General features: G+C 47.7%; 11 protein-coding genes. 4 read left to right on the plus strand and 7 right to left on the minus strand.

Annotated features, from left to right (window positions below):
* Nucleotides 1-102: 102 nt before the first annotated feature.
* The 6 genes from ACO6UX_RS21950 to ACO6UX_RS21975 form a co-directional block, all read right to left on the minus strand.
* Complete coding sequence (locus tag ACO6UX_RS21950) at nt 103-633, minus strand: hypothetical protein (protein WP_422450419.1); 531 nt, start codon at nt 631-633, stop codon at nt 103-105.
* 155 nt (nt 634-788) lie between these two features.
* A complete protein-coding gene (locus tag ACO6UX_RS21955; protein ID WP_422450420.1) occupies nt 789-1,508 on the minus strand; it encodes a hypothetical protein in 720 nt (239 codons plus the stop codon).
* Between the two features lie 272 nt (nt 1,509-1,780).
* The gene (locus tag ACO6UX_RS21960) at nt 1,781-2,962 is read right to left on the minus strand and encodes a hypothetical protein (protein WP_422450421.1); all 1,182 of its coding nucleotides are present in this window, start codon (nt 2,960-2,962) and stop codon (nt 1,781-1,783) included.
* A gap of 316 nt (nt 2,963-3,278) precedes the next feature.
* Nucleotides 3,279-4,832: a SpoVR family protein gene (locus tag ACO6UX_RS21965; RefSeq protein ID WP_422450422.1), complete on the minus strand. Its 1,554-nt coding sequence runs from the start codon at nt 4,830-4,832 to the stop codon at nt 3,279-3,281.
* Nucleotides 4,819-6,108 carry a YeaH/YhbH family protein gene (locus ACO6UX_RS21970; RefSeq protein ID WP_422450423.1) on the minus strand — a complete coding sequence of 430 codons (1,290 nt, stop codon included), beginning with the start codon at nt 6,106-6,108 and terminating at the stop codon, nt 4,819-4,821. Before ACO6UX_RS21970 ends, ACO6UX_RS21965 begins: the two co-directional genes overlap by 14 nt.
* Nucleotides 6,109-6,429: 321 nt before the next feature.
* Complete coding sequence (locus ACO6UX_RS21975) at nt 6,430-8,352, minus strand: PrkA family serine protein kinase (protein ID WP_422450424.1); 1,923 nt, start codon at nt 8,350-8,352, stop codon at nt 6,430-6,432.
* 482 nt (nt 8,353-8,834) lie between these two features.
* Here ACO6UX_RS21975 and ACO6UX_RS21980 point away from each other — a divergent pair, with 482 nt between their 5' ends.
* A complete protein-coding gene (locus tag ACO6UX_RS21980) occupies nt 8,835-9,617 on the plus strand; it encodes a sulfite exporter TauE/SafE family protein (RefSeq protein WP_422450425.1) in 783 nt (260 codons plus the stop codon).
* Between the two features lie 263 nt (nt 9,618-9,880).
* On the opposite strand, the gene ACO6UX_RS21985 is transcribed toward ACO6UX_RS21980, so the two are convergent.
* Complete coding sequence (locus ACO6UX_RS21985) at nt 9,881-10,477, minus strand: DUF84 family protein (RefSeq protein WP_422450426.1); 597 nt, start codon at nt 10,475-10,477, stop codon at nt 9,881-9,883.
* Nucleotides 10,478-10,741: 264 nt separating this feature from the next.
* Here ACO6UX_RS21985 and ACO6UX_RS21990 point away from each other — a divergent pair, with 264 nt between their 5' ends.
* The 3 genes from ACO6UX_RS21990 to ACO6UX_RS22000 all read left to right on the plus strand — a co-directional run bounded on the left by ACO6UX_RS21990 (nt 10,742) and on the right by ACO6UX_RS22000 (nt 15,127).
* Nucleotides 10,742-13,273: an inositol phosphate phosphatase SopB gene (locus ACO6UX_RS21990; RefSeq protein WP_422450427.1), complete on the plus strand. Its 2,532-nt coding sequence runs from the start codon at nt 10,742-10,744 to the stop codon at nt 13,271-13,273.
* 118 nt (nt 13,274-13,391) lie between these two features.
* Nucleotides 13,392-14,297 carry a prolipoprotein diacylglyceryl transferase gene (gene lgt, locus ACO6UX_RS21995; protein WP_422450428.1) on the plus strand — a complete coding sequence of 302 codons (906 nt, stop codon included), beginning with the start codon at nt 13,392-13,394 and terminating at the stop codon, nt 14,295-14,297.
* Nucleotides 14,294-15,127: a thymidylate synthase gene (locus tag ACO6UX_RS22000; protein WP_422450429.1), complete on the plus strand. Its 834-nt coding sequence runs from the start codon at nt 14,294-14,296 to the stop codon at nt 15,125-15,127. The genes lgt and ACO6UX_RS22000 overlap by 4 nt, the downstream gene beginning before the upstream one ends.
* The last annotated feature ends 44 nt before the right edge of the window (nt 15,128-15,171 follow it).

Genomic DNA, 15,171 nt, shown 5'->3' on the forward strand with positions numbered 1-15,171 from the left:
CCTGACAGGGATAAAGGGTATGAACGATTAGAGATTACAACGGGTTCCGTTATGCATTCCCACTGGGGGCGTGGGAACGAGGCATTTATCCATGTACTTAAGTCAAACTATTTGTGTACTGAATTCCAGCTTTTTATCGAATTGTTGCAGCTCGGAGATTTTTTGATCAATTGTTTCGCTTTTGTTATGGCTGGCGGATCCGGAGAGAGTAGAGAATGTGTTGTTTATCATCTCGAGATCTCCCATTATCAAGCATGCTCTGCCTCTCATCGATAATGCATTGAATTCTGACAAGTTCTGGTCGATGGGGGTGGAAAGCAGGTTATTAGCTGCTTGCATCACCTCCTCCAGATTGTTCAAGAGCTGATCAGTATCACTTGCAAGCCAGGGAAGCGCCAACGGATAGGCAACATTTTCCTTCTTGCCAGATTGCGTGTCCTGATTCCCAACAGGCAAAGCGACGGCTCTTTCCTGAAGGGAAGGGCCTGTGCTTTCTGACGGGCATTTAGAACATTCATTACCAATAGTACTGGGTTTAACCTCTTTGTCACCAGCCTGGCCGACTTGTTCATCCCTTGATGGTGGAACATATTCTGCAAGAGCGGTAGTACTGGTTTGCGGTAGGTTAATCATTCCTGCTTTCCTCTTTGACTGAGTTAAGGCTTGGGATGCTGTCGAGGTGAAGCTTTATGCTCTCCTGCTCTCTCAGACTTCATGGGGGCTGGTGGCAGTCAGAACAGCGTCAGGTTATATCTTTAACCGCGGACTGACCGATGTGATCGAAGATTTCATGGCCAATCAAAAATAACGTTCGTATTTTCTTGGTCATCCAATTCATACGCTGCTTTCAGCCTGGAAACGTATTGGTTCAGCTCGGAGATTTTTTGTTCGATTGTTTCGCTGTCGCTGGGGAAATTTGGGTGAAGATGATGGAGATGTCCCAGTGAAGTGAGTGCTATGCCAGTCATTAGGTGTGCATCACGCTTTGACCAGTTTTGGTCAGGGGGATAGGAAAGTACTTCAGTAGCGCTTTTCAGAACCTCATCCCGCAGGGTGGTAGTTGCATGTATACTATAGTAAGGATTAATCATTTTTGCAGAACTGCTAGCCTCGGAATTATTTTCGCCTGATATTGAAAGTGAACTAGTGTCGGGTATTTGTATCTCATTTCTGGTTTTAAATGTACTGTCGTACATTGGGTGCAAACAACCTGACTCAATCAGCTCGAGTAAGTTGGAATAAGTATCAGCTAACAAGGCGAATTCCATGACAGGAGAGTCAGCAATCGCCTTGAGCCGTGTGAAACGATCCCCAAAAAACATGTCAACGGTTCTTTTCTGAAGAGAATAACCTGCGATTTCTGGCGGGCATTCCGAATGTTCATTGTCAATATCACTGGGTTTAACCTCCCTGAGACCCGCAAAAGTCCGGGCGAGTGGCTCAGACTCTTTTGACGGCGGAACATCGGCGGCTGGAAGTAGAGTACTGGTTGGAGATATGTAATTCATTTCTGTTTCCTGTGAAGGCTGGAAAACTTATGCACTTCTGTCGTCAAACCGGTATGGCAGTAGTCAGAAAAGCATGAGGTTATATATTCAAAAAGCGAACTGAACAATGTGATCGAGGATTCCATGGGCGGTATACTCAAGATTCTTTGCAAGCTTTGAAACATATAAATTTGAGATTTAGTTACTTTCTGAATTTGGACTAATAAAACAGGAAATAGTTCAAATGACCCGTCTGAATGCTCAAGAAATGACAGTGGAATGGATTAAACATCTTATTGCTGCTTACATGCCTCTTCCATCATTGGTTGAAGATCTTCTACGGTGGTCATTTTCTTCCCATTGGGTACGAAGATAATTGCCTCGTCAAGAGCGCCGATACATCGTCCCTGGTACTCTGGAATTTTGCAGGCATCAAAATACGTTTGCAGGTGTTCGTGAAAAATTGCACTCCCTGTAGCATTGTTGGTGTGCGTTGGCCTTTCGCCGATAAATAGTACAGGCTTGGTTATGCCCCAGGCTCTGAGTATTTGATAATCATCGACATGTTCTTGTGAGAAATATTCTTCAAGCGCTGGCAAATATGTCGGTAGGGGTGGCCAGCTGATTACCAGAAAATCGGATCTATGCTGATATTTCACCACTGTATCGAGTGAGTTTTCATTCCGAACAGCTATCGGTGGTGAAGCCGCAGCCGGGTGTTGATAATTGCTGTGGTTGTCACTTACCACCATCCTGAAACCATACTTTTTCAGAAAGTAAGAGAGATACCCCTTACCTCCCATCACTTCGATACCTCTCTTGCAGTTCAATGATCGCAGTTTCTCTGCCACAGGATTCAACCAGACAGACGACGGGGTAAAGTACAATCCAAATTCATCTTCCAATCGGCTGCTACCTCTAGCCTCTGCCAACAATGTATCTCTGAACAAGGCATATAACTTAGGGCTCTCTGCGTGATGCATCGCATTAAATTTTTTGAGTCCCTCTTCATGGCCCCTGGTATGATATTCATCGGGTAAGTCGAACCGTTTGAGCTGGTTAAAATAGTGTTCGTTGTTGTCTTGATAACGCCCAAGTGTCAGAATAAATTTAATGTCATCATCACTAAACTCACTGATGATCTCTAACAGTGTTTTCTGATCAAGTACTCGAAGCAGATTCCTGAAGCACCTGTTTTTAAAACTGGTGCAATCAGACTTAGTTATATTGTCTACTTTCGTTATTTTAAAATCAGACGTCTGTTTCGGCATCTCTGCAGCAGCCAGGGCACCACTTTCCTGTATGTCTACTATACTCTTTGCAGCGACTGGCTTTGGAAATGAGTTATCATCTCCTTGGCTGGGTGATGGCTTACGTGAACCAGCTATCGCCCTTGACGGCATATTTGCTAATAAATTATCCATTTTTAAACATCTGTCTGGAAGATTTGTAAAACAGGTAGAGATATCTCTCAAATTCATTAACTCTGACTTTCATTCACCGGTTTGGTTCCATTGGTTGGTGAAATTTTTTGGAGGTGCTTCCAGTCATTTAATGCATTTGAATGCTTACATTGAGCGATTGAAGGGAGATCAGCAGGTGGATGATCAGATAACAGAGTGTCGAAATTCGATGCGGAGGATCAACGCAGAACTGGCCAGCATAGAACCAGTGGAATTAAGAATTCCGGTTTGTTCGGTGAATAAACCCACTATTCACCGAACAAAATGGAGTTTTTATCCTTAAATTTCTGCCATCCTTGATACAGTGTCGCCCGGGCGGGCGTTATTCTCAAACAGCCTCTGAAGATTGCTTCTCTTTCGGCAGCCTATGTTCATATTGAACAATATTTTCTTCGTCCACAGACTCCAGTTTTACATCAAAGCCCCACAGGCGGTGAAGGTGTTTGATGATTTCACTGGTGCTGTTCTTATCAAGGGGCCTTCCTTTGTGCATGTAATGACGAAGGGTCAGTGAACGGTCACCACGGACATCCACGTTGTAGACCTGGATATTGGGCTCCCGGTTCCCCAGATTGTATTGTGCGGCCAGATTTTCCCTCAGCTGACGATAGCCTGTGTCATCATGGATGGCATCCACCTCAAGGTAAGGGTTAATTTCATTGTCGTCGATGCTGAACAGCCGCATATCGCGCATGACCTTAGGCGACAGGTACTGAAGAATGAAGCCTTCATCCTTGAAATTCTGCATGGCGAAGTGCACCGCATCCAGCCAGTCACTGTCGGCCAGGTCCGGGAACCACTGCCGGTCTTCATCCGTCGGATTCTCACAGATCCGGCGTATATCCCGGAAGATATTGAAGCCCAGAGTGTAGGGGTTGATGCCACTGTATCTTGGGTCGTCAAAATCCGGCTGGAATACGACACTGGAGTGAGAGTGCAGGAATTCCATGATAAAGCCTTCGGTAATCAGGCCTTCGTCGTACATCTCATGCATCAGGTGGTAATGCCAGAACGTTGCCCAGCCCTCGTTCATGACCTGGGTCTGTCTTTGCGGGTAGAAATATTGGGCAATCTTACGCACAATGCGGATAATTTCCCGCTGCCAGGTTTCCAATAGCGGCGCATTCTTTTCAATGAAGTACAGCAGGTTCTCTTCCGGATCCTTGGGGAAGCGGACGGTTTTTTTCTGCTGTTCAGTCTCGCGGACCGGGATGGTTCGCCAGAGATCATTCAGGTTGCGCTGAATATACTCCTCCCGCTCCTGTGAGAGTGCCTTTTCCTGCTCCGCAGACATGGATGTTGCCCGAACGTAGCGATTAACGCCCTGATTCATCAGGGCGTGGCAGGCATCCAGAATATCCTCGACGGCGCTGATGCCGTACTTCTCTTCGCATTTGGCCAGGTAGCTTTTAGCGAACAATAGGTAATCAATAATGGCACTGGCATCGGTCCACTGCCGGAACAGATAGTTACCCTTGAAGAAAGAGTTATGACCATAGCAGGCATGGGCAATCACCAGCGCCTGCATCGGCATGGTGTTTTCTTCCATGAGATAGGCTATGCAGGGATTGGAGTTGATCACTATCTCATAGGCCAGCCCCATTCTTCCCTGCTGGTAGTTCTGCTGGTTGCTGAGGAATGTCTTGCCATAACTCCAGTGGTTATACATCAATGGCATACCAACAGAGGAATAGGCGTCGAGCATCTGCTCAGAGCTGATCACCTCTATCTGGTTGGGATAGGTATCCAGCCGGAACTTGTCGGCCAGCCGGGCAAACTCCCGGTCATAGGCCTCCAGCAACTCGAATGTCCAGTCGGAACCGGTGGAAAGCGGCTCTTTTCTTTTTTTCGGTGTTCTTACCGGTGCTTCAACTTCCAACATGACTTCCCTCCTTTTTCTCAAATAAGCGGCGGAAGGTTGGGTAAATGTCCGCATAGCTGCGGATCTGCTGCATGGCAAAATGTCCCGGATGTGCCTGCTCTATTGCCTTGTACTCATACCAGAGGTTCTGGTGATGGCGATCGGTGATCTCTACATAGGAGTAGTACTGACAAACCGGCAGCAACTTTTCCAGAATAATATCGTGACATTTACTGGAGTCGGCTTCCCAGTTATCGCCATCAGAGGCCTGGGCGATATAGATATTCCATTCGTTGGGGGAGTATCGGTCAGTGATGATTTCATCGGCCAGGTGCAGGGCTGTGGATACCACCGTTCCCCCGGTTTCCCTGGCGTAGAAAAAATCATGCTCATCACACTCACGGGCTTCGCTGTGGTGCCGGATAAAGACCACTTCTACCGCTTCATAGTTTCTCTCCAGGAACAGATAGAGCAGCAGGAAGAAGCGCTTGGCCATGTCCTTTATTTCCCGGGTCATGGAGCCGGAAACATCCATCAGGCAGAACATCACGGCCTTGCTGGAAGGCTGGGGTACTTTGGCCATGTTATTGAAACGCAGGTCAAAATCATCAATAAATGGCAGGCGCTTCAATTTCTTGTTAAGTACATTGATCTCTTCACGGAGTCGGCGGGCCTGAAGCTGGTCAACTTCATCCGGGCTGACTTCCATTTCCCGCAGCTCTCGTTTCAGTGTTCTGATCACTTTCCGGTCTTTGCCAGAGAGTGCTATCCGCCGTGCATGGGCAGCGCGCAGTGATCGGACTACGTTCAGGCGGTCAGGGGAGCCGGCCGTGGTAAAACCTGCCCGCTTTAATTTATAGTCTGTGCTGTCTTTCAGCTCTTTCCTGACCAGATTCGGCAGTTCCAGATCATCAAACAGATACTCCAGAAATTCATCACGATTGATCTGGAAGGCAAAGTCATCAGCGCCTTCACCGCTGTCACTGGCCTTGCCATCTCCTGTGCCCTGACCACCACCGCCCGGTGGTCGCTGAATACGATCACCCTGGTTAAACTCTTTATTACCCGGATGCACATGGCCATGATGCCCCCCCTGACCATGATGGAAAAAGGGTTCACTCAGGTCTTTCTTTGGGATGGTAATATTGCTGCCGCTTTCAACGTCGGTGATTGAGCGTTGATCAACAGCACCCTGTACAGCCTCTTTGACCAGGCTGCGGTAACGCCTCAGAAAACGCTGTCGGTTGACAGTGCTCTTCTTTTTTCCGTTGAGGCGTCGGTCGATTATGATGCTCATAAAGACGCTCCCCCGATGGTTGCTAATGTTCGCTTAATAGAGAGTTGCCCTGGCTAATACAGGGCATAAGTAGCTAACCATATGAAATCATACATTTCTGACTCCTTGTTCAGGCACTCCCGGCAACTGCTCCTGCGTTGCTCTAGCTCCTGCATCCATGCAGTCGTGCTTCGTTACAACTCCGGTCACATAGCTACGGCTATGCTCCCTCCGTTGTGCCTCGCATAGCACCTGCCCAAGTAGCCAGAAATATATGATTCCATATGGCCAGCTACTTAAGAGTTATGCCCGCCTGTCGGTGACGGCAGGCGGACGTCGTTTTTATTGAGACTTGCGAACCCGGATATACCATTCGGATAACAGGCGAACCTGTTTCTCGGTATAGCCATGGGCAACCATTCGTGACACAAAATCGGCATGCTTGCGCTGATCTTCCTGGGATCCCTTGGCATTAAATGAGATAACCGGCAGCAGGTCTTCCGTATTGGAGAACATTTTCTTCTCAATCACGGTGCGCATCTTCTCATAGCTCAGCCAGCTGGGGTTCTTGCCGTCATTATTGGCCCGGGCCCTGAGCACAAAGTTCACCACTTCGTTCCGGAAGTCCTTGGGATTGGCAATACCCGCAGGTTTCTCAATTTTCTCCAGCTCTTCGCTGAGTGCAGCACGGTCAAGAATATGGCCGGTATCCGGATCACGGTACTCCTGATCCTGAATCCAGAAATCAGCGTAGGTGATGTAGCGATCAAAGATATTCTGACCATACTCAGAGTAGGACTCCAGGTAAGCGGTCTGAATTTCCTTGCCCAGGAACTCGATATACTTGGGCGTCAGGTACTCTTTGATAAACGACAGATAGCGATCGTGTATCTCTTCCGGGAACTGGTGCTGCTCAATCTGCTGTTCCAGAACATACAAAAGGTGTACCGGGTTTGCAGCGACCTCTGAAGGATCAAAGTTGAAGACCTTGGACAGAATCTTGAAGGCAAACCGGGTGGAAAGACCGTTCATGCCTTCATTAACCCCGGCCATATCCTTGTATTCCTGCAAAGGCTTGGCATTGGGATCGGTGTCTTTCAGGTTTTCACCGTCGTACACCTTCATTTTCGAGTAGATAGATGAGTTATCTGGTTCCTTGATACGGGACAGGGTGGTGAACTGTGCCAGCATCTTCAGGGTATCCGGTGCACAGGGGGCTTCCCTGAGGGAGCTGTTTTCAAGCAGCTTTTCATAGATATGAATCTCCTCACTGACTCTTACGCAGTAAGGCACCTTGACGATGTTAACCCGGTCAATAAAGGCTTCATTGGTTTTATTGTTGCGGAAAGACTGCCACTCAGACTCGTTGGAGTGCGCCAGCAGAATACCTTCATAAGGGATGGCACCAAGGCCTTCGGTGCTGTTGTAGTTACCTTCCTGGGTTGCGGTCAGCAGCGGGTGCAACACCTTGATGGGGGCCTTGAACATCTCAACAAATTCCATGATGCCCTGGTTGGCACGGCACAGCGCGCCAGAGAAGCTGTAGGCATCGGGATCGTCCTGGGAGTACTCTTCCAGCTGACGAATATCGACTTTACCCACCAGGCTGGAAATATCCTGATTGTTCTCATCACCTGGCTCGGTTTTGGCGATACCAACCTGATTCAAACGACTTGGGTAGAGTTTAACCACTCTGAATTTGGAAATATCACCACCATACTCATTCAGCCGTTTAACGGCCCAGGGAGACATGATGTACTTAAGATACCGGTTTGGTATTCCATACTCTTCCTGGAGAATGTCGGCATCTTCATCCGGATTGAATAAGCCCAGGGGAGATTCAAAAACCGGAGAGCCTTTGATGGCATAGAACGGTACTTTCTCCATCAGGTGCTTTAATTTTTCCGCAAGGGATGACTTACCGCCCCCCACTGGCCCCAGTAAGTAGAGAATCTGTTTCTTCTCTTCCAGGCCCTGTGCGGCATGCTTGAAATAAGAGACGATCTGTTCAATGGCTTCTTCCATGCCATAGAACTCTTTGAACGCCGGGTACTGCTTAATCAGTTTATTGGAAAAGATCCTGCTTGAACGTGGATCCCGGGAAGTGTCAATCACCTCAGGCTCACCAATCGCTTTCAACATACGTTCAGCGGCGTTGGCATAAGCCCAGGGATCTTTTTTGCAGAGTTCCAGGTACTCTGTGAGACTCATCTCTTCCTGCTGGACGGACTCGTATCTCTGCTGGTATTGAGCAAATATGGACATCTGTTTCCCCCTCGCCTGATCGTTGTGAGTCTTTTAAGGCGTACTGCTTAGTTATGATTTTCAGAAGTCTTTCTATCCTTTTGAACGACACATTATCAATAATGAAAAAAGTGTGCGTACATTAACGTTATAGAACTAATGGATAAGAATGTCTATACCTTTTACGTTTTGATTTTTCAGGAATTATTTGTAAAAGAAAAGAGTGGGGTGGGGATAAAATAGCCAACTGTTTAATAGGCATCCAGCCATTCTAGATTAGTTTTTCGATTATTTGAATATACTTTGTCGTATAAATATTAGTCGTATAAATATTGGTCGTAAGAGTTGGTTGATTTTCATAAAAATCTCAAAAAAGATATTTTATTTAATTTGCTTATCATCATTGAAATATCCAGGTTAATAGGTATTCCCTGAAAATAGACTCACCTGATAATAGTTTATCGTCGTATAATTGTTAATCTGTATTTTTATAAGGGATAACAATGCTCTTTCTACTCTACCTTGTCCTGGGGGCTTGTGCCGGAGTAATGGCCGGTTTATTTGGTATTGGTGGCGGGCTGATTATTGTTCCTGTACTGATCTTCAGCTTCACCGTCCAGGGTATGTCCCCTGAGGTTTTGACCCATTTGGCGGTAGGCACATCTCTGGCTACCATGGTGGTCACATCGGTAAGCTCCATTAAAGCGCACCAGGATGCCGGAGCTGTTCGATGGCGGATATTTGCCACGTTAAGTGTCGGTATTCTTGCCGGTGCTTTTCTCGGGGTGTATACCGCCGTGAATCTGAGTGGGCATCTGTTGCAGAAGCTTCTTGGTGTATTTGCGATCCTGGTGTCAGCAAAAATGTGGTTCGGGTTTAAGGTTTATGAAGGTGGCAGAGCGCCGGGGAAATCAATGCTGGTGAGTGCCGGTGTTGTCATTGGGACTGTCTCCAGTATGTTTGGTATTGGTGGTGGGACTCTGTCTGTGCCGTTTTTGCGCAGAATCAGCCTGACAATGCAGCAGGCAGTGGGTACTTCGGCGGCCTGCGGCTTCCCTATTGCCGTGATGGGAGCCTTATCCAACATGGCTCTGGGTGAAAAGAGTTCAGGCCTGCCTGCTCTGGCTACCGGGTATGTTTATTGGCCTGCTTTCCTGGGGATTGTCTTGACCAGTGTTCTATTTGCGCGAATTGGTGCCCGTATTGCTCATGGACTTGCCGCAGACAAGCTACAGAAATTGTTTGCCCTGTTTCTGTTTATTGTTGGAATACAGTTTTTGGCTTAACACCGGCTGATCCGTTCATTATCCAGTTGTAAGTAGCTAACCATATGAAATCATATATTTCTGACTCCTTGTGCCGGCACTCCCGGCAACTGCTCCTGCGTTGCTCTAGCTCCTGCATCCATGCAGTCGTGCTTCGTTACAACTCCGGTCACATAGCTACGGCTATGCTCCCTCCGTTGTGCCTCGCATAGTACCAGCCCAAGTAGTCAGAAATATATGATTTCATATGGCCAGCTACTTAATACTGATTCTGGCATAGCATTTCACACTTGATTTATCCGTTTTTCCCGCTCTAAGGTGCTCACCATTTCAACCAGTGTTTCTGCCAGATATTCCTGACGGGATTTAAAAGGTGGCAAGCTTGAGTGGGGGTCATCATGCTGAACCGTACTGTCTATTTCGGCCATAACCTGGCCTACCGTTGTATTTTCAAATCCTCTTTGTCTGGCGATAGTCACACATTCAGCGGGCAATAGAACCGGTGATGTTTCCTTGATGTACTGCGTGCCCCCGGATGTCTCGATAATAACGACGGCTTTATCTAACCATACTTTCTGACCGTTGACCTGCTCATGGAAAATACCATTTTCAATGGCCACCAACAAAAAATCAGCGTCATGATCAGCTGCCTGGTACTTTGCTTTCGCGTCTTTTATTCTGTTGCCAGCTCCCGTATAGGTTTCGTTTTCAACGGGCTGGCTATTTATTCCGGAACTTGCTTTGGTTGCAATCAGATTAACCTGGTAGCGAGCAAAAGCTTTCTCTACGGCACTAATTTTCATTTTTGACTCAGAGCCCACAACAATATCAATTGCAGGAATATCAATTGCAGGTTTGCTGCCAGGGACGGAAAGATTCATAGCAATGGCTCTGCTTTTTTTAGAAGATGCTGAGCAATTATAGTGAGCTTTTCGGATTGTGCTTCTGATAATTTTCAATTTGTGACTGAGCGAAAACTCCAAACACGTGAAAACTTAATTGCTGTTTTTTGAGGTCAGCGGACCAGGCCCACAAAGCTGATGGGAAACAAGTTTAGCGGGTGTTAAAAATGGCGATATATCAGACATTCAGTATTGAGATTGAATTTTTGAACTTTGCGGTTTTTAGCTAAAAAGGATTTACCCATGGCTCCTCCCATTGAACCCAACAAGCCTGGCTCCAGTAGCTTTATCCACGATTTTTCGACACCAGAAAGTAAACCAGCCAAAAAAAAATACCATAAAGATGTATCACCAGTCAGGCTGAATGAGCCCGGCATACAGGCAGATGATGGGCAGCAGGGAACAAAAGCGATCACCAGCTTTGAAACAATAAAGCCAGTTAGTGCAAGCCCTCTTGTGGATGAAAAAAACTGTTCTGTACCCGAGCAGGAATTGGAAGAGCTGCTCTCAACGGATGGAGAGCTTGCGAAAATTCATCGGGAAAATTCAGAAAATTACTATATCAGTGAATCTGATAGAGCGCTGAAATCGTTAATGGAGTCCATAAATAATGGTGTTCTGAACAATGATCTCTCCGACAAAAAAGCTTTCAATAGCTATAAAAATTTAGTCACACAACTGAATTTGCCAAAAGATCTGACAATCACCCTGACAATGCCATCAGGTGACATATTCTGTTTAATTCCTGTCAACAGCCGACTAAAGATTATAGATAACCTGCAACCACTGATTAGCACAGCGATCCAGCTTACTGAAGACATAAAAGATTCAAGAACCAGCCAGCAGAGAGCGCTACCCCCACCCTCCAGAAAAAAAGAAATTCTGGAAAACATCAATCAGCTACTTCCCAGGGTCAATAACCCTGAACCGTTTATATCGAGACTTAAAGAAATAAAAAAAACACCAATATGCATCACGACCGATAGCTGCAAACCATCTCCTGCTGATGTGCAAAGCCGATCCACACAGCTTGCCATCACAACCATAAATACCCCGGAACAAATAGAAAAGCTGGCTGACCAGTTAACGGCGCACCGGGAAAAAGTGCAATCGTTCATCCACTGGACGCAACGCTTATTGTTGGAAAATGGTCCGGATATGAGGTGGATAGCGCCACACTGGCCCGACATTGAGGGCGGCCCACTGCAACAGGCAAGGCAGCTGGTTGGCAGTGGCAGCGAACATCTCAGTGCAAGACTGATAGCAATGACTGGCGCTATTGAAGATGATATAGCGGGCTTGAAAAGATATATACGGGATGCCGCCAAATACGATTTCAGAGGTGGCGAGCAATATCTTGGACAGGTGGATATCTATGCCGAAGTGGTCAGGCGGTTATCCAATACTCAGTCTGGAAAGAAAAAGGCTGACGGGGAAATCGCTGCAATTATCGATAGTAAAAGGGCAATCGCACAGACCAGTACCGGCAAGACGGTCCAGTGCGTTCCTGACGCCATTCAGGAACTCACCGGACTGCACAAGCAGCTAAAGAAACGATTTAATGCCGATCTATTTGAACAGGAACTTATGAAGGTTCTGGCAGAGGATAGCACGTCGTTCAGCAGCCGACTTCATATTTATCAGCATGATCAATGGCACCAGGTCACTCTTGAATACACTCCGGCAGCGTCCATGCGTCTCCATGATGACACTGCTGATGCTGGAAACAGAGACCCTTTTGCAAATGGCTATCATGACAAATTGGCTCTTTCAATGGAGCGGAACTCGCCTCATGCAATAAATATGCTGGCCTACACCATGCAAGTTGATGGTCAGGAGACGGCCAGGCATATCCGGGTCGGCTGCCCTTATGCCTACAAGGAAAAAGGAGAGAATGTAGATCGCATAACCGACCAGCGCCTCGATGAAATCTTTACCGCCCTTCTGCTTCACAACCATAAACCGGCGTTACAAAATGCCATGAAAAACCCCGATCACCAACCCATTCAGCTGGATTGCCTGTACCTGAATTTGCTGAGCCCGGATCATATCCGAGATAGCCGTATTGCCAGAGCCGCAGGCCTGGAAAATGAGAAAGAATGGACTGAAAAGCTGCACGAAAAGTTAATGGAAATGTCCAATAAGGAGCGCACGCTAACCATTCATTACGCTGATGGCAGGTCCGCTGCCGTGAAAATCAGGCCACGGCCTGTCATGCTGGTTGCACCCTGCAATAAACTGGCCCTGGCAGACCGGCATAAATCATTGTCTGGCAAAATCCTGATGGCTAATGCCAATACCTGGAAAACGGTGATGGAGGTCAATGGCGCTGCACTGCAACAATTAGTCGGTTCAAACCATCAGTACGGCGGCTTACTGGGAGAAAAGCTGCCAGCACTATCCGCCAGCAACCAGTACAGGGCAAAGGAGCTGGCTGATGATTTATGGGCGCTGTACAACACACCTGGCGGCCTGCAACAGGTTGCCGAACAAGCAGGTCCCTTTTATTTCTCCGGAAAATTAAGAGAGCTATCCACCATTATGGGAATGGACCTTTTCACCGGTTGTAAAAGCAATAAAGATCGAACCGGGCTCTCTGAGGCAGTTCAACAGTCGATGTCAACCTGCGGTACTCCCGGTCTTACGGAGCAGTTTATGGTCTACGGTGGTCATATAATGATTCAGATGAAAAATACCGGCCTGCCCGGCTATAAACTGGATGGCACCCAGGCCAAACAGCTGGACGACAGTATATTTTCAAAGCTAATCCGTTAAGACAGGTTTATGGGCGAAGACATCAACGACTTTTCTTTTATTTCAACTGTTTCCGGCTGGCTCAGAAGCCAGTTACCTTGGTACACTTGAACTGTATTTTACTGATCGGAAATGGTTTGTGATTGCGTATCCTGAGATAGATCCCGTGGCGTTCAGCCTTGGCCCCCTGAGTGTGCACTGGTATGGCCTGATGTACCTTGCAGGCTTCGCCCTGGCACTCTGGCTGGGTGGTATTCGTGCCCGGAGATCCGGTGGCCTGTGGCGTCCGGAACAGGTCAGTGACCTGGTTTTCTATGGGGCTGTCGGAGTTATCCTGGGTGGACGATTCGGGTATGTCATCTTCTATCACTTTGACTATTTTGTCAGAGACCCGCTCTGGCTGTTCAAAGTGTGGGATGGCGGCATGTCCTTTCACGGTGGCCTGCTTGGGGTGCTTGTGGCCATGTGGCTCTATGGCCGTTCTCAGGGTAAAGGCTTTTTTCAGGTGACGGACTTTATTGCCCCACTGGTACCTTTGGGGCTGGGCCTTGGTCGAATAGGAAACTTTATTGGTGGCGAGCTTTGGGGCAGAGCCTCCGATGTGCCCTGGGCCATGGTGTTTCCTACCGATCCCGGTCAAATGGCAAGACACCCTTCCCAGCTTTATCAGTTCTTCCTGGAAGGGCTCGTGCTGTTTGGCATACTGTGGTGGTTTTCAGCAAAGCCCAGGCCAAGAATGGCCATTTCCGGACTGTTTCTGCTGATCTATGGGCTGGCAAGGTTTGCCGTTGAGTTTGTCCGGGAGCCGGATGCCCAGCTTGGTTTTATCGCCTTCGACTGGCTGACCATGGGGCAGCTGTTGTCTTTGCCGATGGTCGTTATGGGTATAGTGTTTATGGTCTGGGGTTATCGTCACCATTCACTGGTGAATGGTATGAATAGTGATGACGCCGCCTGGCAGGCAAAGACCAGGGCTAATAACAGCCCAAAGCACAGAAACTGCCCAGAGCCTAAGCAACGAAATAGTGGATCGAAAAAACGATGAAAGAATATCTGGACCTCCTGCGCCATGTAAAAGACCATGGCACGTTCAAAGCGGATCGTACCGGCACGGGTACCTACAGTGTGTTTGGCTATCAGATGCGGTTTGATCTTTCCCGGGGCTTGCCACTGGTGACCACCAAAAAGTGTCATCTGAATTCAATCATTCATGAATTATTGTGGTTCCTCAAAGGGGATACCAATATCGGCTACCTGCAGGAAAACGGTGTCCGGATCTGGAATGAGTGGGCAACCGACGACGGTGATCTCGGCCCGGTTTATGGCAAACAGTGGCGCAGCTGGGAGGGGGCCAATGGTGAAGTGGTCGACCAGATTCAGTGGCTATTGAATGAAATCAAAACCAACCCGGATTCAAGACGGATGGTGATCAGCGCCTGGAATCCATCGGTACTTCCGGATGTCGCCTACTCGCCAAAAGACAATGCCGCTATGGGGCGTCAGGCGCTACCACCGTGCCACTGCCTCTTTCAGTTTTATGTTTTGGATGGCAAGTTGTCCTGCCAGTTGTATCAACGCAGCGCTGACATCTTTCTGGGAGTGCCTTTTAATATTGCTTCCTATGCGCTGTTGACGATGATGATTGCCCAGGTCTGTGACCTGGAACCCGGTGATTTTGTTCATACCTTTGGTGATGCTCACCTGTACGCGAATCATCTTGAACAGGCAGAAGAGCAGTTAAGCCGCACACCTTACCAGCGACCCCGGATGAAGCTAAACCCGGCCATTCGTGATCTGTTTGAGTTTTCCATTGATGACTTTGAGCTGGTGAATTATCAAGCCCATCCCCATATCAAAGCGGCTGTGTCCGTTTAACCGACAGGCTCCTGGCCTCTTGGTGGTTTATCCGTGGGGCAACC

The organism is Endozoicomonas sp. ALB091, from assembly GCF_049310265.1.
Taxonomy (GTDB): Bacteria; Pseudomonadota; Gammaproteobacteria; order Pseudomonadales; family Endozoicomonadaceae; genus Endozoicomonas.